The following is a 23,420-nucleotide window of genomic DNA, read 5'->3' as shown; positions in this document are numbered from 1 at the left end:
CTACCCGCTATAAAGGCCATGTCCGCGCTGTGCAACGGGGTTTCGTCAGATCGACAGGCTCTCGGCAGGCTTCATCGCCTTCGCTTCGGTCTTCGCTCCCTCCATGCCGGCAACGAATTTATCGGCCGTCTGGTCGATGATCGGGAAGGTGCCGAAGTGGCAGGGGATCGCCATCTTGAAGCTGAAATAGCGCTGGCAGGCGAGTGCGGCCACCGCGCCGCCCATGGTGAAACGGTCGCCGATCGGCACGAAGCCGATATCGGGCTGATGCAGTTCGTTGATCAGCGCCATGTCGGAGAAAATATCGGTATCGCCCATGGCGAAGATCGATGCCTCGTCGTCGAAATGCAGCATCAGGCCGTTGGCGTTGCCGAGCGCATGCGAGACGCCGTCCTCGGTGATCTGGGCGGAGGAATGCAGCGCATTGGTGAAGGTTGCGGAGAAACCGCCGAGCGTGATCGTGCCGCCGGTATTGCCCATCTCGATCCTGTCGACGCCCTTGGACCCCAGCCATGCGGCGAGATCGGCATTGGCGAGAACGACGGCGCCGGTTTCCCTGGCGAGCGCTACGGTATCGCCGACATGGTCGCCATGGCCATGCGTCAGCAGAATGTGGGTGATGCCTGACGAAACATCCTTGATATCCTGGCCGGAAAAGGAAGCGTTGTGGGTGAGGAACGGATCGAGCAGGATCTTCGCGTTGCCGGTCTCGATACGGAAGGCAGAATGGCCGAGCCAGGTGATCTTCATGAAATCTCTCCTAACGTGATGCAAAATCTGATTTCGATGGTAAGGACATATCTCATGCGCCTGCAAAGGAAAGCGGCGGCGGCTTCAATTTCTTTTGACGGGACGAGACGGCGATGACGGTGCTGACGATCGAGGAAATGGGCGAGGCGCTTTCCCCTGGACAGGCGATCGCGGGCCTCGATCTCGGCACCAAGACGATCGGGCTTTCGATGTCCGATCTCGGGCGGCGCTTCGCCACGCCGCGCCCGGTAATCCGCCGGGTCAAATTCACCATCGACGCCGAGGCGCTGCTGGACTTTGCCTCAGCCGAAAAGATCGCAGGCTTCGTCATCGGCCTGCCGATGAACATGGACGGCTCGGCGGGGCCGCGTGTGCAGGCAACACGCGCCTTCGTGCGCAATATGGAGCAGAAGACGGCGCTGCCCTTCGTGTACTGGGACGAGCGGCTTTCGACGGTGGCGGCGGAACGGGCGCTGCTCGAAATGGACGTCTCGCGCGCCAAGCGGGCCGAACGGATCGATTCGGCCGCGGCAAGCTTCATTCTTCAGGGCGCCCTCGACAGGCTTTCCTTGCTGGCAAGGTCCGCTGGAGACGAATTCAGCGCCTGACGCGCTCTCCACCAGGCGATGATCGACTTGCGTTTTCTGAAAGCGAGAATGGCGAAGACGACGAGGCTGTCGACGGCGATCGCGCGGGCAACGAGCGGCGGAATGGTCTCGGGCGGAACACCCAGCGCTTCGCCATAGAGCTGGAAGGTCAGGTCATGGACCTGCCGTGTCAGCATGAAGATGCCGAAATTCATGTCGTAATAGGAAAGCCAGTACCATCCGCCCAGAAAGACGATGGGGCCGGCCCAGAAGATCAGAAACCACTTCATGCGGCCTCTCCTCCATGCTTGCGCGTGACGGGCAGATCGAGAGAGACCAGCCAGATCGACAATGCCATGGTGCACAGCACCAGCGCGGGAATCGCAATATCCAGCGCCAGGACCGCGAAGAACATCACCGCGGTCCCGAGCAACAAGGCTTTAGCGATTTTGGCTCCCATGGACGTCAACTCGACACTCTACTCGTATCATCTCTGCTGACCGCCACACTGTCGGGTTAACCACCCCCACGCAACGTAAACCATTCATTAAGGTTAACGCGGCAGCCGGCCCCTGTGGATGAAGAGCGATCAGCCGTAGACGCCGCGCACGATCCGCTTCAGCGCGGTGGCCGCCTTCTCCCAGTCCTTGGGCGTCTTCAGCGCCAGACCTGCGCACTGCCCGCCTGCAGCGCCGGCAAGCACAAGATGCTGGATCGCGGCAATGATGACGGCGTTGAGGGCGCCTATGTCCACGCCCTTCGGCGGTGCCAGCGAGCCGCGCATGCGCTCCAGCCAGAGAGCGAGCGCCTTCGAGCGCGCTTCGGAAAGCCGCCTCACCTGCTCGGTGTTTTCCGATATTTCCCAGGCGAGGATGCGACGCATCAGCGGATCGCTCCGCAAAGCATCGAGCAGCAGAAGCGCCAGCCGCTCCATCAGGTCGCCATAGGTCAGCAGGAACATGCCGCCGGCATCTTCGGGGATGCGATCCCTCACCCAGTTGCCGAGATCGGCGCCGATCGCCTCGACCAGCCCGTCGAGGCCGCCATAATAGCGATAGATCAGCTGCTTGTCGCAGCCGGCGCGGCGGGCGACGGCATTGATGCCGAAATTCTGGAAGCCTTCCGCGGCCAGCAGGCTCTTGGCTGCGGCAAGGATGGCGCGCTCGGTGGCGCCGCGGTCGCGCACGCGCCGTTCCGGCTCCACCGTTTGAGGCAAAGTTTCAATTTCTACGACTTCATTCAGCATGACCGACCCTTCCCCGCTGTCACCAATCGGTGAGTAGCTGGGGGATTTCATCCGATCAATCCTATCTCCTTGGGAAGATTGTGGATATTCCGGCCGGACCGGCGATTTGATCCCGAAGGGATGCGGAAAGCCGCGCGCTCGGCGGATCGGATCGGTTCAGAATTATCGCCCCCGCGGTTGATCGCGATGGACGAACCCGGCATAGCTGCATTATGAACAAATCTAATATTCTTTGCTAAGGCCCTGCAATGGTGAACTATATCGAAGCCTCTTCCGCGCCCCCGAAGAATACGGGCGCCATCCGGCTTTACGACTCGGAAGCATTCGAAGGCATGCGCAGGGCGTGCCAGCTGACCGCGCGCTGCCTCGACGCGCTCGCCGATATCGTCAAGCCGGGACTGGTGACCGATGACATCGACCGATTCGTCTTCGATTTCGGCATGGATCACGGTGCCTATCCGGCGACGCTGAACTATCGCGGCTACACCAAATCGACCTGCACCTCGATCAACCACGTCGTCTGCCACGGCATTCCGAACGACAAGCCGCTACGCGAAGGCGATATCGTCAATATCGACGTCACCTTCGTGCTCGACGGCTGGCACGGCGATTCCAGCCGGATGTATCCCGTCGGCACGATCAAACGCGCGGCCGAGCGGCTGCTCGAGGTGACCTACGAATCGCTGATGCGCGGCATCGCCGCCGTCCGGCCCGGCGCCCGCACCGGCGCGATCGGCGAGGCGATCCAGGCCTATGCCGAGGCCGAGCGCTGCTCGGTGGTCCGTGATTTCTGCGGCCACGGCGTCGGCCGGCTGTTCCACGATTCGCCGAATATCCTGCATTACGGCCGCGCCAACGAGGGGCCGGAGTTGCGCGAAGGCATGATCTTCACCATCGAGCCGATGATCAATCTCGGCCGGCCGCATGTGAAGGTGCTCGCCGACGGCTGGACGGCGGTGACCCGCGACCGCTCGCTTTCGGCGCAGTACGAACATACCGTCGGCGTCACCGCCAACGGCTGCGAGATCTTCACGCTGTCGCCCAATGGCCTCGACCGCCCCGGCCTGCCATCGCTCAGCGGGTGATCCGATGGCGAAAGGGCCCGTTCCCTCTTCCGACGAACTGCCTTTCGAGGAGCCCGTTGCCGCCGATGAACGCTCGTTCTTCGGCCGGCCGGGAAAACCACCTGCCGGGAATGCGAAGGCCGCCCTGCCCGCTTCGCTTGCGGTCCAGGAGCATTATCACGGCCATCGCGAGCGGTTGCGCGACCGCTTCCGCGAACAAGGCGAGACCGCTCTTGCCGACTACGAAATCCTCGAGCTCTTGCTCTTCCGCCTGATCCCGCGGCGCGACACCAAGCCGATCGCCAAGGCGCTGATCGAACGCTTCGGCTCGCTCGCCGGCGTCTTCGGCGCGCCCGCGTCGCTGCTGACGGAGGTCAAGGGCGTCGGCGAGGCCGTGGCGCTCGACCTGAAGCTGATCTCTACCGTCGCCCAGCGAACCCTGAAGAGCGAACTCAGGAACAAGCAGGTCCTGTCCTCCTGGTCCTCGGTCATCCAATATTGCCATGCGGCCATGGCGCATGAGACGCGCGAACAGTTCCGCATTCTCTTCCTCGACAAGCGCAACGTGCTGATCGCCGACGAAGTGCAGGGCCGCGGCACCGTCGATCATACGCCGGTCTATCCGCGCGAGGTGGTCAAACGCGCGCTCGAGCTTTCGGCAACGGCGATGATCCTCGTGCACAACCACCCGTCCGGCGATCCGACGCCGTCACGCGCCGATATCGACATGACCAAGGTGATCATCGAGGCAGCAAAAGCGCTTGACATCACCGTCCACGACCACGTCATCATCGGCAAGGACGGCCATGTCAGCCTGAAGGGGCTGAAGCTGATCTGAAGGACCACAGGGGCTGAACGCCGACATGCCACGTTCCAGCCGCCTATCGCCCTTGCCCGCGGGGTCCCGCATGCCATGCATATGGGCGATCGTCACGCTGGAAGCATGCCGGTGGCTGAAGAGGCGGATGCAATGGGCATTCCGCGGCCGCGGGTGTTGTCCCCAGCCATCGCGGGAATAATGGCCATGCACGAAATCCAGACCCTGGGCGATGACGGAATATGATTTGCGCACGAAGGTCGCCAATCCGAATTCGGCAGAGATTGTTGTGTCGCCGTCGAAAAGTTCGCCTCTCGATGTCGGGCAGAAGAAACCGTCATGGCCGGGCAGGACCGTGCTGATTTCTTCGAAGAGATTGGCGCGCTGCGGCAGTTCCATCCCCGCATCACGATAGATCGCCCATCCCGGGGGCCGCACCCGGCGCCCGCAGCACCTCCTGCACGCATAGCATGTCGGGATCGGCCTGCCTGACATAGGCGATCAGGGCCTCGTGCAGCCTGCCGCCCCATGTGTTCAGCGAAATGATCCGCACTGTCCTTCGGCTCCGTTTTGGCGGCCGGATTTAAACGCCGACGCTGCGGTCAGCCCTAAAGCGCGTCGCGATCTTTCAGATTCGCTCCTTGCGCTTTAGGGTTTGCTTTCTCGCATGTCTTTGCCGCAAAACCGCTGCACACTTTTGCGCGACATGCTTTAGAGTTCCGACTTGATGTCGCCCATCCGGTTCCAGGCATCGAGGCCGGCGATCTTGTAGGCTTCGGCCAGCGTCGGATAGTTGAAGGTGTTTTCGACGAAATATTCGACCGTGCCTTTGAGATTGAGCACCGCCTGGCCGATATGCACCAGTTCGGTGGCGCCTTCGCCGACGATATGCACGCCGAGCAGGCGGCGCGTCTTCAGGGAGAAGATCAGCTTCAGAAGCCCGGTGTCGAGGCCCATGATGTGGCCGCGCGAGGTCTCGCGGAAGCGGGCGATGCCGCATTCATAGGGAATGCCGCGCTCCTTCATCTCCTCTTCGGTCAGGCCGCATGTCGAAATCTCCGGCACGGCATAGATGCCGTAAGGGAAATATTTCTGCGGCTCCTTGGCGACCGCGCCGATCGCGACGCGGGCGGCGATGCGGCCCTGTTCCATCGAGGTCGAGGCGAGGCTCGGAAAGCCGACGACATCGCCGGCGGCGTAGACATTCGGCACGGAGGTCTGGAAGGTCTCCGGATTGACCTTGAGGCGACCGCGGTTGTCTGCCTCGAGGCCAATGGCCTCAAGGTTGAGCGTATCGGTCGCGCCCATGCGACCGGCGGCAAAAAGCACCATGTCGGTCACGAGGTGGCGGCCGTTGTCGAGTGTCAGCTGCACCTTGCCGGTGTCCAGCCGCTCGACCTTATCGGCCTTCGTGCCGAGCAGCAGCTTCATATTGCGGTCGCGCAGCTGGTAGGTGAAATCCTCGATAATTTCCTTGTCGATGAAGTCGAGCATGGTCGACTTCGGATCGATGACGGTCACGGCAGTATCCAGCGCCGAAAAGATCGTCGCATATTCGATGCCGATAACGCCGGCGCCGATGACAATCATCGTGCGCGGCAGTTCTTCGATATCGAGCAGCTCGTCGCTGTCGAGAACGGTCTTGCCGTCGAAAGGCATGTAATCGGGGCGGAAAGGCTTGGTGCCGACGGCGAGCAGAATGCTGGCGCCGCTGACCTGGGTAATTTCGCCGTCATCCTTGACGACCTGGAGCGTCGACGCATCGACGAAGCTCGCCTTACCGCGCATATGGTGCACACGATTGCGGGCGAACTGATGCTCGAGCACTTCCACCTCATGGTTGAGCGTAATGAGCAGACGGCGGCGCAGATCCTCGGCGCTGATCTCCTGCTTGACGCGATAGGACCGGCCATAGAAGCCGCGTTCGCGCCAGCCGGAAAGATTGAGCGCCGTCTCGCGCAGCGTTTTCGAGGGGATCGTGCCGGTATGAACGGACACGCCGCCGACGCGTTTGCCCTGCTCGATGACGAGCACCTTTTTGCCGAGTTTCGCAGCCTGGATCGCGCCGCGGCGCCCTGCGGGACCGCTACCCACCACAACGAGATCGTACTGAAACATTCTCTAGCCTCGGATTGGAAATGGAATCATTTTGCGACAAAAATGTCGCTCCTCTATCGGTAGCCGGTCAATGTTACAGATTGTTTTACAGCTGCCGATTCAGCCGGACCTGTGCTTTTCTGATCAGCTTGGGCCTTGGCTGACATGGCCGTCCTTGCCGATGATGATTTCGTCACGGACGATGATATCAAGCGCCTTCGTCGCGTCGATGATCACCTTCGTCATATCGATGTCCGTGCGCGACGACTGTTCATGCGCGGGTGATGTAGTCCGCGGAAATATCGCTTACCCTGGTAACGCCGAGCAGCGCCATATTGCTATGCAGTTCCGTCTTCAGGATGTCCGCCGCCTTGAGCACGCCCGGTAGCCCCGCGACGGCTGCAGCATAAAGAAACGGCCGGCCCACGAACACGAAGCAGGCCCCTAGCGCCAGCGCCTTCATGATATCAGTTCCACGCCTGATGCCGCCATCGACCATGACGGCAATGCCGTCTCCAACACGTGCCGCAATCTCCGGAAGCGCCTGAAGGGGAGATGCGGTGCCGTCGAGCTGGCGGCCGCCATGATTGGAGACGATCACTCCATCCGCCCCGGTATCGGCAGCCCGTGCCGCATCTTCAGGATGCATGATCCCCTTGACCACGAGCTTGCCGGACCACCTTTTGCGTATTCGCTCCAAATGATCCCAGTTGAGATGATCACGCTTGCCGAAATCACGCGTCACACTCTGGGAGATGATCGGCGCGCCCCTTGTGGCATAGGAATTTTCAAAATGCGGAATGCCGTGCCGGGCGATCGTGCGCAGGAATGTGCCGGCGGTCCAGCGGGGGTGCGAGATGCCCTGCCATGCCAAGCGCACACCAGGACGCAAAGGCGTCGAAAACCCGGCCCTTACATTGTTTTCGCGATTTGGCAGGGTGGCCACGTCGACGGTCAGCAGGAGCGTGCGGATGCCGGCCGCGGCAACGCGATCGATGAGAGCGTCGATACGGTCGGGTTCGCCGGGGAGATACGCCTGAAACCATGCTTCGGGCGAAGCCGCAGCTATCTCTTCCAGGGGGATGAGTGACGAACCGCTGATGATCATCGGGATTCCCGATCGGTCTGCTCCTTGCGCGAGCACGATGTCACCTCGATAGGCCATCAGAGCACTGATCCCCATCGGCGCGATGCCGAACGGTACGGCATAAGTTTTGCCGAAGAGGCTCGTCTCTGTGCTGCGCGTCGAGACGTCCCGAAGGACGCGAGGCCGGAAGGCATAGGCCTGGAAAGCCGCTGCGTTGTGCCGCAGCGACGCATTGGTTTCGGTCGCACCGGCGATATAACCGAACAGAGGCTTGGGAAGATGCCGCCGCGCCTTCATTTCAAAGTCATCGAGGCAGAGCACGTCGCGGCAAAGCCGGGTCGATCGATCAGTGTTACCGCTGGAGATCGTCATGTGCTTTATCTTCTTGGTATCCCCAACGGCATTGTGCAGCGAATGGGCGCAGATTGCATACAATCGCGCACCACCGACTGCTGTCAACTCCAGCCTTGCGCAATCTTCGCTCGCCTCGAGTGCAATCTTGCGACCTCGCCGGGTCGACCGATACGGCGGCGCGCCAAGAACAAGCTGAAGCACTGGTCAGCCTCATCGAACGGGTCTGGCCGGGCAGCGAGGGACTTGTGGTCTGCGGGGATTTCAACGTGCTGCCTGAGAGCGCGACCTTTGCTGCCCTCGGCAGGCTCGGGCTTTCCGATCTTGTCACCGGAAACGGCCTTGTCGACACGCGGACCTCTTACTACGCAAAAGCAGGTCGCTTTGCCGACTATATGCTGGTCACGCCGGAGGTGAAGGTTGCCAGGTTCGAGGTGGTCGAAGCGCCCGAGGTCTCCGACCACCGCGCATTGCTGCTCGATATTATGTAGTATATTAAGAATTGTGCGCCGCACGAAACTGGTTGCATGCGGCGACGCTTATGCCTTCGCCTTTATATCTCCAAACGACATCGATACGCCGTGCCTGATTTTCGCCTTCAGATCCGTGTTGTCTCCGGGCAGCGGCTTTTAGAGAAAGATAGATACTCTTGTCCCAGGTCCTGGAGTCAGCACGCCGACGTTTTCAGCTCATCCTGATCAAGCCGTCTCACTACGACGATGACGGTTACGTCATCCGCTGGTGGCGGGCGATGATCCCGTCCAATTCGCTCGCGGCTCTCTACGGCATCGCCGCCGAATGCGCTGAGCGCAAAGTGCTCGGTCCCGATACCGACATCGACATCACCGTGATCGACGAGACCAACACGAGGATCGATTTCGCCCGGTTGCTCGCCCAGTTCAAACGTCACGGCAATTTCGGCATGGTGGCGCTGGTCGGCGTCCAGTCGAACCAATATCCGCGCGCGCTCGATATCGCCCGGCCCTTCCGCAATGCCGGCCTGCCGGTCTCGATGGGGGGATTCCATGTTTCCGGCTGCCTGTCGATGCTCGACGGCGAGGCGGTCGGGCTCGACGCCTGCCGCGAGATGGGCGTCTCGATGTTCGCCGGCGAGGCCGAGGGGCGGCTGGAGATGGTGCTGCGTGACGCCGCTAGCGGCGAGCTGAAGCCGCTCTATAATTTCATGAACGACCTTCCCGGCATCGGCGGCACGCCGGTTCCCTTCCTGCCCAAGGACAATATCCAACGCACGCTCGGCCTCAGCACCAGCTTCGATGCCGGGCGCGGCTGTCCGTACCAGTGTTCGTTCTGCACCATCATCAACGTGCAGGGACGCAAGTCGCGATTCCGTTCGGCCGACGACGTCGAAAAGCTGGTGCGGATGAACTGGGCGCAGGGCATCCATAAATTCTTCATCACCGACGACAATTTCGCCCGCAACAAGGATTGGGAAGCGATCTTCGACCGGCTGATCGAGCTCAAGGAGCGCGACGGCATTCCGCTCGGCCTGATGATCCAGGTCGATACGCTCTGCCACAAGATCCCCAATTTCATTGAGAAATCCAAGCGGGCCGGCGTCACCCGCGTCTTCATCGGCCTCGAAAACGTCAATCCCGACAATCTGACGGCCGCCAAGAAGAACCAGAACAAGATCACCGAATACCGCAAGATGCTGCTCGCCTGGAAGGCGCAGGGCATCATGACACTGGCCGGCTATATCCTGGGCTTCCCCGCCGACACACCGGAATCGATCCGCCGCGACATCGCGATTATCCAGGAAGAGTTGCCGCTCGACGTGATCGAATTCTTCATCCTGACGCCGCTGCCAGGCTCCGAGGACCATCAGGTTCTCTGGAAGAAGGGCGTCGAGATGGATGCCGATCTCAATATCTATGACGTCGAGCACGTCTGCACCGCGCATCCCAAGATGAGCAAGCAGGAGTGGGAAGACATCTACCACGAGGCCTGGTCGCTCTATTATTCGCCTGACCATATGAAGACGCTGCTGCGCCGGGCCGTCGCGACCGGGGTGCCGCTGGCAAGGCTCGTCAAGGTTCTCGTCTCCTTCGCCACCACCGTGCCGCTGGAAAACGTGCATCCGCTGCAGAGCGGCCTCCTGCGCCTAAAGACGCCGGCCGAGCGACGCCCGGAACTGCCGCGCGAACATCCGCTGGTGTTCTGGCCGCGCTTTGCCTGGGAAACATTCAGAAAACATGCTTCGCTCGCCGCCACGATCATCGGCCTGACGATTTCGGCCGTCCGGATTTCTCGGGATGCCAAGTCGAAGACCTATATGGATCAGGCTCTGACACCCGTTGCGGACGACGAGGAAGAAACGCTCAGCCTCTTCACCAAGACCTCAGGTGGAACCGCGGCCGTGAGCCATGTCAGGAAAGTCGCGGCGCTGACACGGCATTGAGCCGCTGTTCCCACTAAAGCGCCTCGGCTCTGGCGGCTCCGACTTTGAAGGTGGTTTAAGCGACCTGGATTATCCGGGTCGTCTCAGCCACTTGCAGCGTGTCGACGAATTCGACGATCTTGACCGGTTTTCCATCCTTGAAATGGATTTTGTCGACGAACTCCGTATGGAAGCATACGCCCGAAGGGATGTGCCTGACTTCACCTTCGCGATGAGCGAAGACCATATGCTCGTCCTCGTCCACATAGATGCCGACGGTCTTGATTTTGGATAGATCCCACACAGTGATGAGCTGCTCTATCACTTGCCGAAAGGCCTGTCCGCCTGCTTCCGTCGAAAGAGGCGCCAGCCGCGTATTGCCGGCCATTCGGAAGGTGCAATCCTTGCCGATCAACGCCAGCGTGCCCTCGACATCGCCCCGATCACGCACAGCATAGATTTCTTCCACCAGCTTTTTCATGTCGTGCTTTGCAGTCATTTTCTGGTCCCTCCGGCCACCAGCAAAATCTGCATCGAATGATAGTCTATTGCAACTATTTGTTGCCGCTGATGAAGACAACACTATGAACCGTCGAGATGACCCGAAAAAGAAAAGGCCCCGCGCGATGGCGGGGCCTTTCAAACTTCAGAACCGGGAAGAGATTATTCGGCGCTTTCGTCGGCTGCCTTCTTCTTGGGAGCAGCCTTCTTCTTCGGGGCGGCGGCTTCCTCGCCTTCGCCAGCGTCGACAGCTTCGGTCTTGGCGGCAGCCTTCTTCTTCGGAGCGGCCTTCTTGGTCTCGGCCTTGGCTTCGCCTTCTTCATCGGCGAGCAGCTCTTCCTTCGTCACCTTCTTGTCGGTGACGTCGATCTCGGTCAGCAGATGGTCGATGACCTTCTCTTCGAAGATCGGCGCGCGGATCGAAGCGGCGGCGCCCGGCTGGCTGCGGAAGAATTCGAGGATCTGCTTTTCCTGGCCCGGATACTGGCGCAGCTGATCGTAGATGGCGCGCTGCATCTCGTCTTCGGTCACTTCGACGCCGGCCTTTTCGCCGATTTCGGAGAGAACGAGGCCGAGGCGAACGCGACGCTCGGCGAGCGTCTTGTATTCCTCGCGTGCCTTCTCTTCGGTCGTGTCTTCGTCTTCGAAGGTCTTGCCTGATTGAGCGAGGTCGTTGTTCACCTGGCTCCAGATGCCGTTGTACTCGGCGTCGACGAGCGAAGCCGGGGTCTCGAACTTGTACATTTCGTCGAGCTGGTCGAGGATCTGACGCTTGAGCTTCTGGCGGGTCAGCGAGCCGTACTGCGATTCGATCTGGCCGCGGACGATCTCCTTCAGGCGATCGGCGGATTCGATGCCGAGCTTGGAAGCGAGTTCGTCGTTGATCTCAACCTTGCCAGGCGCTGCGACGTCCTTGACCGTGATGTCGAAGGTCGCTTCCTTGCCGGCGAGGTTCTTGGCCGGATAATCAGCCGGGAAGGTTACGGTGATGGTCTTCTCTTCGCCGGCCTTGACGCCGACGAGCTGGTCTTCGAAGCCCGGGATGAAGCGGCCGGAACCGATCACCAGCTCGGCGCCCTGATCGGTGCCGCCTTCGAAGGCTTCGCCGTCGACCTTGCCGACGTAATCCATGGTGATGCGGTCGCCATTGGCAGCCTTGCCGGTCTTGCTTTCGTAAGAGCGGGCGCTTTCGGCGACCTTGAGGACCTGCTCGTTGACTTCGTCATCCGAGATGTCGATGACTTCGCGCGTGACCTTGACGCCCTTGACGGACTTCAGTTCGATCGGCGGCAGCACTTCGTAGGAGAGCGTGAATTCGAAATCCTGCTCGGCGGCGAGGATCTTGTCGGCTTCGTCCTTGTCCTCGGTCATGGCGATTTCCGGCTGGGTGGCCGACTTTTCGCCGCGGCTGGACAGGATGGCGGCCGGCTGTTCGCGGACGATCTCGTTGACGAGCTCGGCCATGATCGACTTGCCATAGACCTTCTTCAGGTGAGCAGCGGGGACCTTGCCCGGACGGAAGCCGTTGATGCGGATCTTGTCCTTCACATCGGCAAGACGCTCATTCATCTTGTCTTCCATGTCCTTGGCCGGGATAACGACCTTGATTTCGCGCTTCAGCCCTTGAGCGAGCGTTTCGATAACCTGCATGTCTTCCTACCTTCATGTCGTGGCGGCCGTGCCCAGACGCCGTTCGTTTCTATGAGCACGACGCCGGCAGCGTGCCGCGCGTGGCTTTTCCCAATTCCTGCATCATTCCACCCAAGGGGGAACGGCACTCGCTTCCGGGTATCAGGGAACTAAATTCTTAGTCTCCCCCTGCATACAGCCTGGTGCGGGTAGAGAGACTTGAACTCCCACGCCTTGCGGCACCAGAACCTAAATCTGGCGTGTCTACCAATTTCACCATACCCGCGTTCACAGAACCGCATGCCTATGCCTGCGCATGAGGCCTTCCGGAGCGCGGCGTCTCTATATCACCCGATTTGGTCGAGGCAAAGGAAAAATGAACGGCAAATGACAGCGGATCTGCAGCCTTCCGGGATCAATAAAGCGGCTCTTCGTAAACAGGCTTGCCATCGATGAGCAGGCTGCGGATCTGCGCGCTTCCCGATGGCGAGACGCGCACCGATATGGCGACACTGCCGTCATTGCGCGCCTCTTCGATAGGCTTGCCCTCGCCTTCCGGAACGTAGTAGCGCTCGATGCCGTATTCGACGCGGATGTTTTCAACGGCGCTCGGTCCGCTGCTATAGAAAGGCTGGCTGCGCAGGATCACGGTCTCCGGCTGCGGCGGCAGCGCCTGGAAGGACGATTCGACGATTGTCCAGAAGCCGTCCGGCCGCTTCTTCAGCCGCACCCACAAGGTGCGCTCCCCGGGCTCGGCAGGAATGCCGCCGGCAATGGTCTGCACCGGCACGGAGGAAATGTCGTAGTTCAAGACGACATAATCGCCGCGCAGGAAATCGCGCGGATCGACGGGAGCCGTCTTCAAGAGCACCTCGGCGCCGTCGCGGAGGATCGAAGCCCGGCTCTGAATGATCGTGCCGAGGATCAGCGTCTGCAGACCGGCGATCACGATTGCCGAAATCAGATAGCCCCTACCCGACTGCAGCCTTGCCATGAACGCGTTCATGCGCGCTCCTCCCGTGCATGAGCGGAAAAGCGCCGTTCGAGGCGGATGACGAGCCAGGCGACCAGCGCCACCACCAGGCCGGAGAAGAGGAAGAGGCTCGACGTGCCGAGGATCGAGCCGATGGTGACGGAGGCGAGATAGAGCATCTCGGCTGCAAAGGTCACATAGGCGAGATAGCGGACGGCGCCGTTGTCTCTGCCATGCAGGACGATCGCCAGGACGGAAGCGGCGAGCGTCACCACACCGAGCACCGCCAGACGCCAGCCGCTCTCGATTTCGATATGCAGCAACAGAAAGCCGATCGCGGCGACGAGGAAGCTGTAGAAAGCCGGGGCCGCACCGGCGCTTCTGACGAGATAGGCGATCTGCGTCATCGGCGCCGCCGTCAGAACGACGCCCACCATGCCGCCGATCGCGAAGGCGAGCGCCACGGTGATTTCCTCGTGAAGAGTATAGAGCCAGGCGAGCCAGCCGATCAGCAGCAGATAGGCCAGATGGCGTGCACGCTCGGCGCCGGTGTAACGTACCAGCCCGATGACGATCGCCGCCATGACCGGCGCCATCCAGGGATCGAGCCCGATCCAATGATTGTCGTTACCCTCGAGATAAACGGCGAAGGACGCCCAGGAGAGGAAGCCTGCAACGACGACCACCGCGCCCGAACGAAACAGGATCGCCGAGACTGCAGCAATCGCGAACCAGAAATACATCACCGTCTGCTGGTCGCCGGAAAGGTGATACATCTGCCCAATCAGCGAAATTGCCCCGCCGAAGCTCATCGCGCCGATGACCAGCAAGCCGCTCGCCGCTGCCGATGCGCCGCGGGCGAGCATCAAGGCGGCGGCGATGTGCACGGCCCAGATCAACGCAAGGATGCCGCCGACGCGCACCAGACGCGGGATGGTCTCCCAGTTGGAAGCCACGACCAGCAGGACGGCGGCGGCAAGCAGAACGGCCGCCAGCGCCATCAGGACCCGGCCGAGACTGAAGCTCGCCGGGCGGCTGTCATATTCGGCGAGAAGTGCGGCTGCCGTTTGCTCTCCAAGCAGGCCCTTGCCCACCCAGAGCGAGAGATCACGCTGCAGTCTGCGGCGATACATGTTTCACCCCTCATTTCCGCGACGCTTACCAGGGCGTCGTGGCTTCCATCGTTATAGACGCAGCATCAGGCTTCGCAATGTCCCTGCGGCAAATATGCAAAATCCTCATTGGTCTAAATTGGGGTGAACATTAACCGGCCGCTAACGCCAGTATTGCTAATATAGGCGCAGCTTCGGAGAGGCATGCGCCCAACGCATACCCCTCATGAATTTATTGCACTGCAAAAGACTCATTAGTCATACTATTTAAGAGTCATCGAAGCACGGGGATGGCGCCCCGGCCCGGTTTTGCCGGATGCCCGCGGACCTCTTGTTCCGTGACGAGATTCGCAGCCGCGCACTCCTCCTCCCAAGCGCGCTGCGATAGACTGGCAACAACTCCTCCTCCCAGTTGCCAGTCACTTTAATGCGCCCGCCGGATCCTCCCCCGGCGGGCGTTTTATTTGGGAAAAGCTGAGCTGAAACAGCAGCAAGCCCGATTCTTCGTCCCAGGCAGATCGCAGCGTCAGATTATGGCGCCAGACCGTGCGGGGCGGGCGACAAGAACGCCGGCCGCCAACTTCCGCCTAAGCGGAAAGTATCGAGCCGGAGCGGCCAGTTCTGCGGCAACGGCATCCCTTTCAGCGCACCGAAGCAGAGCTTTCTCGAAAGAGTCATTCTGCCTAATCGTTGACCAGAAATGGGTGAGATCGTGTCAAACCCTCGAAAAGCAATGCGTACGTCGCATAGGTGATCTGAAAACTTGGCTGTTTTCCTCTTTTGCGCCGCAACATATATTCCAGTCATCAAATAGAGGTCAGCGCCGATGGGTGGCTGCTGGCAGATGAACCCTCGGAAAGGGGCCTAACATGAACATCACTCGCTCTTTCAATAACTGGCGCAAGTATCGTCAGACCGTCACGGAACTTGGTCGCATGACCAACCGCGAATTGCACGACCTCGGTATCGACCGGTCGGACATCCATCGCGTTGCCCGCGAAGCTTCTTCGCGTTAATTCAAGCCGATACCTGCTTCCTCCCAGGCAGAATTGTTCTTTATCGAAACGCCCGCTGCATCGCAGCGGGCGTTTTCTTTTGTCCGCAAGTTCCTAGCGCTTCGGTTGCGTGATCTTCGGCATCGTTAGCCCGCTCAAAAAATATTCACCGCTTAATTCACGAGCATCATCGTGCACAATTGCATGGCAGACGCCTTTTATTTGCACTGCACAATCGGCCTGAGATCGCCTATATAAACATCAACCGCAGAGAGACAGGCGATCCCGCCGTCCCGCGGACATTTGTTCGAGGAAGAAGACAATGAACCCGATCCGCATTGCAAAAAGCTGGCTCAGCTACCGCCGTACGCTCAACGAGCTCGGCAGCCTCTCCAACCAGACCCTGTCCGACATCGGCGTCAGCCGTTACGACATCCGCAATATCGCATCCCGCTCGTTCCGCTAATAGCGGAATAACGAGCATGATGCTTCCAAGACGGCGCCATCAGGGCGCCGTTTTTGATTCCGGGGTGTTGGATCGCATCTGCCGACATGATATCAGCCCGGAATGAACACGATCTCCTCCTATTCGCCCATCCACGTCGTCGGCGGCGGGCTTGCCGGTTCGGAAGCCGCCTGGCAGATCGCCAGTTCCGGCGTTCCCGTCATCCTGCATGAAATGCGCGGCGTGCGCGGCACGGATGCGCACAAGACCGACGGCCTTGCCGAACTGGTCTGCTCCAATTCCTTCCGCTCAGACGACGCGACCAGCAATGCCGTCGGCGTCATCCATGCAGAGATGCGCATGGCGGGTTCGCTGATCATGGCCGCGGCCGATCGGCATCAGGTGCCGGCCGGCGGCGCGCTCGCCGTCGATCGCGACGGCTTCTCCGACGCGGTGACCAAGGCTATCCACGACCATCCCCTCATCACTGTCGTGCGCGAGGAAATCACCGGTTTGCCTCCGCGCGATTGGGATCTTGCCATCGTCGCCACCGGCCCGCTGACGGCGCCCTCGCTCGCAGCCGCCATCCAGGCAGAAACCGGCGAGGATTCGCTCGCCTTCTTCGATGCCATCGCTCCGATCGTCTACCGCGAGAGCATCGACATGGATATCTGCTGGTATCAGTCGCGCTACGACAAGGTCGGCCCTGGCGGCACGGGCAAGGATTACATCAATTGCCCGATGGACGAGGCGCAGTACAACGCCTTTGTCGACGCGCTGATCGCGGGCGACACGGTCGGCTTCAAGGAATGGGAAGGCACGCCCTATTTCGACGGCTGCCTGCCGATCGAGGTGATGGCCGAACGCGGCCGCGAGACGCTGCGCCACGGCCCGATGAAGCCGATGGGGTTGACGAACGCGCATAACCCGACGGTCAAGGCCTATGCCGTCGTACAGCTGCGGCAGGACAATGCGCTCGGCACGCTCTATAACATGGTCGGCTTCCAGACTAAGCTGAAATACGGCGCGCAGGCGGACATCTTCCGGATGATCCCTGGTCTGGAGAATGCGGAATTTGCCCGCCTCGGCGGTCTGCACCGCAATACCTACATCAACTCCCCCACCCTGCTCGATCCGTCGCTGACGCTGATGTCACGGCCGGGCCTGCGTTTTGCCGGCCAGATCACCGGCTGCGAGGGCTATGTCGAAAGCGCCAGCGTCGGCCTGCTGGCCGGCCGTTTTGCCGCTGCCGAACGCAAGGGCGAGGCAATCTCGCTGCCGCCTGTTACAACGGCGCTCGGATCGCTGCTCGGCCACATCACCGGCGGGCACCTCGTCACCGACGAGGAACCTGGCAAACGCTCGTTCCAGCCGATGAACATCAATTTCGGGCTGTTTCCGGAGCTTCAGCCCGGTTCGATCGTCAAGCCCGAGGGCGTCAAGCGTTTTCGCGGCAAGGACAAGACGATCATGAAGCGGCAGCTGATCGCGCGCCGCGCCCTTGCCGACTGCGCCGCCTGGCTCGGCCAGACCTCGCCGCTTGCCGAAAGTGCCTGAGCGGCGCCTCTACTGCTTGTTGGCTGCGGAAGTATTGCCGGATGGCAGGTCCTTATCCGGCTCAGCGATGTAGTTGCCAAGCAGCCAGAGCGCAACCTCCGAGGCCTCTTTGGCGGAAGCGAATTCGAAATCGCCGTTGTGGTGGGGCGCATCGAGGAAATCGATCACCAGCCCCCTGCCCGTCGGCGAGCTGACGACGCGCACGCGGCCGGGCTCGATCAGATGGCAGGCGAAATGACGCGACATGTTGCGCATGATGCCTGCCTTGTTGTCATGCAGGCGCACGAAGACCGCCTGGCCGTTTTGCGTCGCCTGCAGCTGGCGGATCGCCTCGTTCGGAAAGGCGCGGCCGAATTCTATGATGGCGAGGCCCGTGTCGTGCAGGCCGTCTTCCTTGTTCTGCGCAGCCATGCGCGTTGCCACGAAGGCAAATAGAATGACGATGGCGAAAAGAACGCACCAGACGATAAAGCCCACGCGAGTCTCCGTTCATAAAGGGTAGCGGTTAAGCCTTGTAACGCGCGAGACTTGCGCGAGTTTGACCGCTGTCAGATTTTTCTGCGGGCCGCAGAGAGCGCCATGCGGAGCTGGCGGCGCCATTGCGGCGGCTGCAGCGGCCGATCGAACAGCAAGGCGCCGCGCTTCTGCGCCGTGAGGAGCACGGGTTCGGCAAGTGTGGCCGGCAGGAAAGCCGGAAAGACGGCCGGCGCAATCGGCCCCGCCTTCCTTGCCTTCTCCAGATGCTCGCGACCGAGGCCGGAAAAGGCTTCGATGGCGGCAGAGATCCGCGGCCTGTCTTCGCCGGCAAGAAAGGCGTCGCGGTCGAGGCCTGTCGCCGAAAGGATCTGCAGCGGAATATAGACCTGGCCGCGGCGGCGATGCAGCGGCATCAGCAGCAGCAGGCCGGCGACCGCCTGGGCGACACCGGCATGGCCGGCGGCGTCGGCCGATCGGGCCGCCGCCTCAGGCGACAGCACGAGGCTTGCGAGCTGGATCAGGGCGGACGCGGTCTCGCCGGCATAGCCTTCAAGCGAAAGACGCGTTTCCATCGGATCGTCGTAGAGATCGAAGGTGCGGGCCTCGATCATGTCGATCAGCGTCTTGCGCGGCAGGCGATGCGTCTCGATCGCGCCCAAAAGGCCCGCGGCGACGGGATTGGCCGCCGTCGAACCATGCGCGCTGCCTTCCAGCAGATCGCGCCAATATTGCATGCGCACCTCGCCGGGCAGCGGTTCGTGCACGAGATCGCGGACGCGGGCAAGCTCGGCATTGAAGGCGTAGAGGGCTGCAAGCGCGCCGCGCTTTTCCTCCGGTGAGAGGAGGCAGGCAAGGTAACGGTCGCGATCATTGTCGCGCAGCATCGCCAGGCAGATGTCCTGGTTCGTCGCAATATTGGTTTCCGTCATCGTCAGACCGCAATCAATGCCGCGGCGACGGCGCGCTGCTCCGAGAGCATGATGTTGAAGGTGCGGACCGCAGCACCCGTGCTCATCGGATCGGAGGAGATGCCGCGCGCCTTCAGCGCCTGCTTCAACTCCTCCGGCAGACGGCGGAGCTCGGTTCCGGTGCCGACCAGCAGAACCTCGATATCATCAGCCTCTTCAAGCACACGTCGGAAATTTTCAGTCGATAGCGGCTTCGACATGTCCATGTCCCAGCCATAAATGCCGGAGGGCAGGCAAAGGATCGAGCCACGATGCGACATGTCGGCAAAGCGGAAACCGCCATTGCCGTAGGTATCGATCGGTGCGCGGCCGGGAAAATGCGCCGCGCGGATTTCTATGCCTTTTGCCATGTTTTCAAACCACCGTGCCGGATCTTACACCAGCATCCGTCTTGTTGCTCTCTTCTCCATCGGGAGCTTCCGGCCGCAGCCGGAAGACGATCAATACGGGAGCGGCGATATAGATCGAAGAGAAAGTGCCGAGGGCGACGCCGAAGAGCATCGCAAAGGAGAAGGAGCGAATGACTTCGCCGCCGAAGAGGCACAGAGCCAGCAAGGCGAGCAGCGTCGTCGCCGCCGTCAGGATGGTGCGCGAGAGCGTCTGGTTGATCGACGCATCGATTAGGATCGGCAGCGGCATCTTCCTGTAACGCTGCAGATTTTCGCGCATACGGTCATAGACGACGACGGTGTCGTTCAGGGAGTAGCCGACGATGGTCAGCACGGCGGCGATGCTCGTCAGGTTGAACTCGATGCCGGTCAGCACGAAGAGGCCGAGCATGATGATGACGTCGTGCAGCGTCGCGACGATGGCGCCGACGGCGAACTGCCATTCGAAGCGGATCCAGATGTAGATCAGGATCGCCGCAAGGGCTGCCAGCACGCCCAGCGTCGCCATCATCGTCAATTCGCCTGAAATGGCAGGGCCGACTACCTCGACGCGGCGGAAATCGTAGTCCGCCTCGAGCTCGCCGCGCACCAGCGTCGCCGCCGACTGCTCGGCATTCTCGCCGCCGCCCTGGGACGCGATGCGAATCCGGGCGTTCGTCGGGCCGCCCGTGGGTTCCACCTGCACCTCGCCGAGATTGAGATCGTTGAGGCGCGACCTGAGATCGGCAATGTCGGCATTGCCTTGCTTCGCCGTTACCTCGATGAGCGAGCCGCCGGTGAAATCGATGCCGAGATGCAGGCCGACCGTTGCGAAGGCGGCCATGGCAATCAGCGAGACGACCGCCGACGTCGTGAAGACATAGCGGCGGATCCCCATGAAGCGGATATTGGCGTGTTCGAAGAGATGGGTCAGAACGCTCTTCGGTAGATGCCGGGGATGGCGCCGCCGCAGCCAGATCGCGACGATCGAGCGCGTGAGGGTGAAAGCCACAAAAACGGTACTGAGAATGCCGACCGCCAGCGTCACCGCGAAACCTCGGATGGATTCGCTGCCGAGGAAGAAGAGGATGACAGCAGCGATGAAGATCGTGACATTCGCATCGACGATCGTTGCAAATGCGCGAGAAAACCCGCGGCTGACGGCCTCGGCGAAGGAATGGGCGGTCTTCTCCTCTTCGCGGATGCGCTCGTAGATCAGCACGTTCGAATCGACTGCCATGCCGACGATCAGGACGATGCCGGCAATGCCGGGCAAGGTCAGCGTCGCGCCGGCAAGGCTGAGCGCTGCAACGATGAGGATCAGATTGAAAAAGAGCGAGACGACGGCGATGACACCGAGAATGCGATAGAGCGCGATCATCAGCGCTGCGACCAGCACCACGGCCACGAGCCCGGCAATGAGACCGGAGAAGATGGATTCGGCGCCGAAGCCGGGGCTGACGCTACGCTCCTCGACGCTGGTCAGCGTCGCCGGCAAAGCACCGGCGCGCAGCATCACCGCAAGATCACGAACGCCATCCTCGGAGAAATTGGCCGAAATTTGGCCCTCGCCGCCGGTGATCGGCGCCTCGATGACCGGCGCCGACATCACCTGGTCGTCAAAGACGATGGCAAGGTGCTTGCCGACATTCTGCCCCGTTACTTGCGCCAGACGCGCTGTGCCTTCCGCATCGAGACGGTAGGCAATCGACGTGTCCTGCGTCTGCGGGTCGATGACCGGCTCGATATTCACCATGTTGCCGGCAGTGGCAAAAGCCGTGCGGTCGACGAGATAGGGAACCGGCGGATCGTCCAGCGAATAGAGGACCTCGGATGTCACCGGCCAGCGGCCGTTCAGCGCCTCCTGCCCGGACATGCTTTCGTCGATCAGATGAAAGGAGAGCTTGGCCGACTGGTTGAGGAGGTTCTTCAATCGCTCCGCATCGACCGATCCCAGCACCTGAACGACGATCCGGTCGTCGCCGTCGGCACGGACGCTGAAATTTTCGTAGCCGAAGCCCGCGATGCGGCGGCTGACGATATCGAGCGACCGGATCTGGGCGGAGCCGACGTCAGCGGTGATGCTTCCATCGGAAATCTGCAGCGAAAGCTGCCCTTCCGCCCCTTGCTGCAGGGCGACCTCCGGTCCCGACTTTCCACCAGCCGCCGTCAAAGGCTTGAGGAGATCGACCGCCTTCTCGGTCTCAGCCGGATCGGTGATCCGTACCGTGACGATCTGGCCGTTGCCGGTCAGCCCGGTATAGCGGACGCCGGCGCCGCGCAGCGCGTTGCGCACATTTGCGACGACCTCTTCCAGCCGGTCCTTGACGATATCGGAGCGCTCGACCTTCAGAACGATATGCGAACCGCCCTGCAGGTCGAGGCCGAGCGTCACGCGATCGCTTCGCAGCCAGGCCGGCAGAGAGGCGCGCTGCGCCTCGCTCATGAGATTGGGCGCAGCAACGACGATCGCTGCAAACGCGACCAGCCAGATCAGAAGTGTTTTCCAGCGGGAAAAATAAAACATTCTCTCGACGATCTTCCGATCCGGCGGTCCTGCCGTTAGCGCTTGTTACGCGGCGTCGGCCTTGACAGGTTCACCCTTGACGCGAACATCGGAAATGCCGCTGCGGACGATGCGCACGCGAACGCCTTCTGCGATCTCGACTTCCAGCTCCTTGTCGTCGACGACCTTGGTGACCTTGCCGACGAGACCGCCGCCGGTCACCACCTGATCGCCGCGACGGATCGATTTCAGGGTTTCTTCGCGCTTCTTGGCCTGCGCGCGCTGCGGACGGATCAGCAGGAAGTACCAGACGACCATCAGCGGCACAAACAGGATGATCATTTCGAAACCGGAGCTGCCGAATCCCGTTGCGGTATCGGTCGCAGTTTGGGCGAATGCCGGGGTGATGAACATGCTAAACTCCTCAGGCTTCTACGGCGGAACTCCGCCTCTCTTTTCAGGTTGCCGGACTATAGTTGCCGCTTCGATGAATGCAACAGAAACAGCCGGAGACAGTACCGATTCCGCTGCCTCATAACCTTTCCGGGTTCAAAATGCCATGCTACCCCGCATCGAAAGATCAAAGCGGATTGCTATAGCGAGAAATCAGGAGTTCCCGATGACCGAGGAAACCAACGCCGCCCTGCTTGCCGAACTGAAGCGGCTCGCCGACGCCGTCGAGCGCCTTGCCGGCCCGGCGCCGGTCGTCAACGACTGGGACGCGGCCGACTGTTTCGTCTGGGCGCCGCAGCGCCAGCATCTGCAGCCTGTGAAGAAACCAAACCGCGTGGCGCTGAAGCTCATCCGCGGCGTCGATCATGTGCGTGATATCCTGCACGAAAATACGGTGCGCTTCGCCGAGGGTTATGCCGCCAACAACGTTTTGCTCTGGGGCGCGCGCGGCATGGGCAAATCGTCGCTGGTCAAGGCGGTGCACGAGGATGTCAGGCGCGAAAGCGGCGTTGCGCTGAAGCTGGTGGAAGTGCATCGCGAGGATATTGCGAGCCTCCCCACCCTGCTCGACCTATTGAAGGACACGCCGTACCGTGTCATCGTTTTCTGCGACGACCTCTCCTTCGACCACGACGACACTGCCTACAAATCGCTGAAGGCGGCGCTCGACGGCGGCGTCGAGGGGCGGCCGGACAATGTCCTCTTCTACGCCACATCGAACCGGCGCCATCTTCTGCCGCGCCACATGATGGAAAACGAGCAGTCGACGGCGATCAATCCGTCGGAAGCCGTCGAGGAGAAGGTGTCGCTGTCCGACCGCTTCGGCCTCTGGCTCGGATTCCATAAATGCAGCCAGGATGATTATCTCGGCATGATCGACGGCTATGCCGACCACTTCAAGCTCGGGCTCGAACGCGACAAGATGCACGCGGAGGCACTGGAATGGGCGACGACGCGCGGGGCGCGGTCCGGCCGCGTCGCATGGCAGTACATTCAGGATCTGGCCGGACGCATGCGCATCCATATCGACCGAGCCTGA

Annotated in this window: 23 protein-coding genes, 1 tRNA gene and 3 pseudogenes; 9 read left to right on the top strand and 18 right to left on the bottom strand. The window is 61.3% G+C overall.

Going from position 1 to position 23,420, the window contains the following annotated elements:
• Positions 1–45: 45 nt before the first annotated feature.
• Entirely contained in the window at positions 46–750 is a 705-nt protein-coding gene (locus ATY77_RS10280; protein ID WP_088687239.1) for a metal-dependent hydrolase, read from the bottom strand.
• A gap of 113 nt (positions 751–863) precedes the next feature.
• On the opposite strand from ATY77_RS10280, the gene ruvX reads away from it, so the two are divergent.
• Entirely contained in the window at positions 864–1,358 is a 495-nt protein-coding gene (gene ruvX, locus ATY77_RS10275) for a Holliday junction resolvase RuvX (RefSeq protein ID WP_088687238.1), read from the top strand.
• On the opposite strand, the gene ATY77_RS10270 is transcribed toward ruvX, so the two are convergent.
• From ATY77_RS10270 to ATY77_RS10265, 3 genes are all read right to left on the bottom strand, one after another.
• Positions 1,295–1,627 (bottom strand): DUF6105 family protein, encoded by a 333-nt coding sequence (locus ATY77_RS10270; RefSeq protein ID WP_088687237.1) that lies wholly within the window; start codon positions 1,625–1,627, stop codon positions 1,295–1,297. The two genes, ruvX and ATY77_RS10270, sit on opposite strands and share 64 nt — an antisense overlap.
• A complete protein-coding gene (locus ATY77_RS32820) occupies positions 1,624–1,797 on the bottom strand; it encodes a hypothetical protein (RefSeq protein WP_190237617.1) in 174 nt (57 codons plus the stop codon). The genes ATY77_RS10270 and ATY77_RS32820 overlap by 4 nt, the downstream gene beginning before the upstream one ends.
• A 129-nt stretch (positions 1,798–1,926) precedes the next feature.
• The gene (locus ATY77_RS10265; RefSeq protein WP_088687236.1) at positions 1,927–2,583 is read right to left on the bottom strand and encodes a TetR/AcrR family transcriptional regulator; all 657 of its coding nucleotides are present in this window, start codon (positions 2,581–2,583) and stop codon (positions 1,927–1,929) included.
• A gap of 248 nt (positions 2,584–2,831) precedes the next feature.
• Here ATY77_RS10265 and map point away from each other — a divergent pair, with 248 nt between their 5' ends.
• Complete coding sequence (gene map / locus ATY77_RS10260) at positions 2,832–3,668, top strand: type I methionyl aminopeptidase (RefSeq protein ID WP_088675312.1); 837 nt, start codon at positions 2,832–2,834, stop codon at positions 3,666–3,668.
• 4 nt (positions 3,669–3,672) lie between these two features.
• Complete coding sequence (gene radC, locus ATY77_RS10255; protein ID WP_088675338.1) at positions 3,673–4,485, top strand: DNA repair protein RadC; 813 nt, start codon at positions 3,673–3,675, stop codon at positions 4,483–4,485.
• A 45-nt stretch (positions 4,486–4,530) separates the two neighbouring features.
• On the opposite strand, the pseudogene ATY77_RS10250 reads toward radC, so the two are convergent.
• From ATY77_RS10250 to ATY77_RS10235, 4 genes and pseudogenes are all read right to left on the bottom strand, one after another.
• A pseudogene (locus ATY77_RS10250) lies at positions 4,531–5,017 on the bottom strand (endonuclease/exonuclease/phosphatase family protein); the annotation flags it as partial.
• A 158-nt stretch (positions 5,018–5,175) separates the two neighbouring features.
• Positions 5,176–6,582 carry a Si-specific NAD(P)(+) transhydrogenase gene (sthA, locus tag ATY77_RS10245; RefSeq protein WP_088687235.1) on the bottom strand — a complete coding sequence of 469 codons (1,407 nt, stop codon included), beginning with the start codon at positions 6,580–6,582 and terminating at the stop codon, positions 5,176–5,178.
• A 123-nt stretch (positions 6,583–6,705) separates the two neighbouring features.
• Positions 6,706–6,843 (bottom strand): annotated as a pseudogene (locus tag ATY77_RS10240) (JAB domain-containing protein); the annotation flags it as partial.
• On the bottom strand, positions 6,833–8,020 hold the full coding sequence (locus tag ATY77_RS10235) for an alpha-hydroxy acid oxidase (RefSeq protein WP_088687301.1): 1,188 nt from the start codon (positions 8,018–8,020) through the stop codon (positions 6,833–6,835). The pseudogene ATY77_RS10240 and the gene ATY77_RS10235, both read right to left, overlap by 11 nt.
• Before the next feature lie 137 nt (positions 8,021–8,157).
• On the opposite strand from ATY77_RS10235, the pseudogene ATY77_RS10230 reads away from it, so the two are divergent.
• Positions 8,158–8,490: pseudogene (locus ATY77_RS10230) on the top strand (endonuclease/exonuclease/phosphatase family protein); the annotation flags it as partial.
• Positions 8,491–8,648: 158 nt separating this feature from the next.
• Positions 8,649–10,418, top strand: a complete 1,770-nt coding sequence (locus ATY77_RS10225) for a radical SAM protein (RefSeq protein ID WP_088687234.1) — start codon at positions 8,649–8,651, stop codon at positions 10,416–10,418.
• Between the two features lie 55 nt (positions 10,419–10,473).
• Here ATY77_RS10225 and ATY77_RS10220 read toward each other — a convergent pair whose 3' ends face one another.
• The 5 genes from ATY77_RS10220 to ATY77_RS10200 form a co-directional block, all read right to left on the bottom strand.
• The gene (locus ATY77_RS10220; RefSeq protein WP_088675306.1) at positions 10,474–10,896 is read right to left on the bottom strand and encodes a nuclear transport factor 2 family protein; all 423 of its coding nucleotides are present in this window, start codon (positions 10,894–10,896) and stop codon (positions 10,474–10,476) included.
• Positions 10,897–11,060: 164 nt separating this feature from the next.
• The gene (gene tig / locus ATY77_RS10215) at positions 11,061–12,548 is read right to left on the bottom strand and encodes a trigger factor (RefSeq protein WP_088687233.1); all 1,488 of its coding nucleotides are present in this window, start codon (positions 12,546–12,548) and stop codon (positions 11,061–11,063) included.
• 180 nt (positions 12,549–12,728) lie between these two features.
• A tRNA-Leu gene (locus ATY77_RS10210) sits at positions 12,729–12,813 on the bottom strand.
• Positions 12,814–12,942: 129 nt separating this feature from the next.
• The gene (locus tag ATY77_RS10205; RefSeq protein WP_088687232.1) at positions 12,943–13,533 is read right to left on the bottom strand and encodes a GDYXXLXY domain-containing protein; all 591 of its coding nucleotides are present in this window, start codon (positions 13,531–13,533) and stop codon (positions 12,943–12,945) included.
• Positions 13,530–14,633, bottom strand: a complete 1,104-nt coding sequence (locus ATY77_RS10200) for a DUF2157 domain-containing protein (protein WP_088687231.1) — start codon at positions 14,631–14,633, stop codon at positions 13,530–13,532. The genes ATY77_RS10205 and ATY77_RS10200 overlap by 4 nt, the downstream gene beginning before the upstream one ends.
• Before the next feature lie 848 nt (positions 14,634–15,481).
• Here ATY77_RS10200 and ATY77_RS10195 point away from each other — a divergent pair.
• The 3 genes from ATY77_RS10195 (at position 15,482) to trmFO (ending at position 17,609) form a co-directional block, all read left to right on the top strand.
• Positions 15,482–15,628 carry a DUF1127 domain-containing protein gene (locus tag ATY77_RS10195; RefSeq protein ID WP_004678838.1) on the top strand — a complete coding sequence of 49 codons (147 nt, stop codon included), beginning with the start codon at positions 15,482–15,484 and terminating at the stop codon, positions 15,626–15,628.
• Between the two features lie 301 nt (positions 15,629–15,929).
• The gene (locus tag ATY77_RS10190; protein WP_004678841.1) at positions 15,930–16,073 is read left to right on the top strand and encodes a DUF1127 domain-containing protein; all 144 of its coding nucleotides are present in this window, start codon (positions 15,930–15,932) and stop codon (positions 16,071–16,073) included.
• A gap of 102 nt (positions 16,074–16,175) precedes the next feature.
• The gene (trmFO, locus tag ATY77_RS10185; protein ID WP_088687230.1) at positions 16,176–17,609 is read left to right on the top strand and encodes a methylenetetrahydrofolate--tRNA-(uracil(54)-C(5))-methyltransferase (FADH(2)-oxidizing) TrmFO; all 1,434 of its coding nucleotides are present in this window, start codon (positions 16,176–16,178) and stop codon (positions 17,607–17,609) included.
• A gap of 9 nt (positions 17,610–17,618) precedes the next feature.
• Here trmFO and ATY77_RS10180 read toward each other — a convergent pair whose 3' ends face one another.
• The 5 genes from ATY77_RS10180 to yajC form a co-directional block, all read right to left on the bottom strand.
• Positions 17,619–18,086: a hypothetical protein gene (locus ATY77_RS10180; RefSeq protein WP_088687229.1), complete on the bottom strand. Its 468-nt coding sequence runs from the start codon at positions 18,084–18,086 to the stop codon at positions 17,619–17,621.
• Positions 18,087–18,157: 71 nt separating this feature from the next.
• Positions 18,158–19,015, bottom strand: coding sequence for a phytoene/squalene synthase family protein (locus tag ATY77_RS10175; protein WP_088687228.1), 858 nt, complete (start codon positions 19,013–19,015; stop codon positions 18,158–18,160).
• Between the two features lie 2 nt (positions 19,016–19,017).
• Complete coding sequence (locus tag ATY77_RS10170; RefSeq protein WP_088687227.1) at positions 19,018–19,404, bottom strand: Mth938-like domain-containing protein; 387 nt, start codon at positions 19,402–19,404, stop codon at positions 19,018–19,020.
• 4 nt (positions 19,405–19,408) lie between these two features.
• Entirely contained in the window at positions 19,409–21,949 is a 2,541-nt protein-coding gene (gene secDF, locus ATY77_RS10165; protein ID WP_088687226.1) for a protein translocase subunit SecDF, read from the bottom strand.
• A gap of 45 nt (positions 21,950–21,994) precedes the next feature.
• Complete coding sequence (gene yajC / locus ATY77_RS10160) at positions 21,995–22,342, bottom strand: preprotein translocase subunit YajC (RefSeq protein ID WP_088675297.1); 348 nt, start codon at positions 22,340–22,342, stop codon at positions 21,995–21,997.
• A gap of 205 nt (positions 22,343–22,547) precedes the next feature.
• Between yajC and ATY77_RS10155 the strand changes: the two genes are divergently transcribed.
• Positions 22,548–23,420, top strand: a complete 873-nt coding sequence (locus ATY77_RS10155; protein ID WP_088687225.1) for an ATP-binding protein — start codon at positions 22,548–22,550, stop codon at positions 23,418–23,420.

This window comes from Rhizobium sp. R634, assembly GCF_002211305.1.
In the GTDB taxonomy this organism is placed as follows: Bacteria; Pseudomonadota; Alphaproteobacteria; order Rhizobiales; family Rhizobiaceae; genus Rhizobium.
The sequence above is the reverse complement of the archived record's forward strand: the minus strand, read 5'-3'. Positions and strand labels throughout refer to the sequence as shown.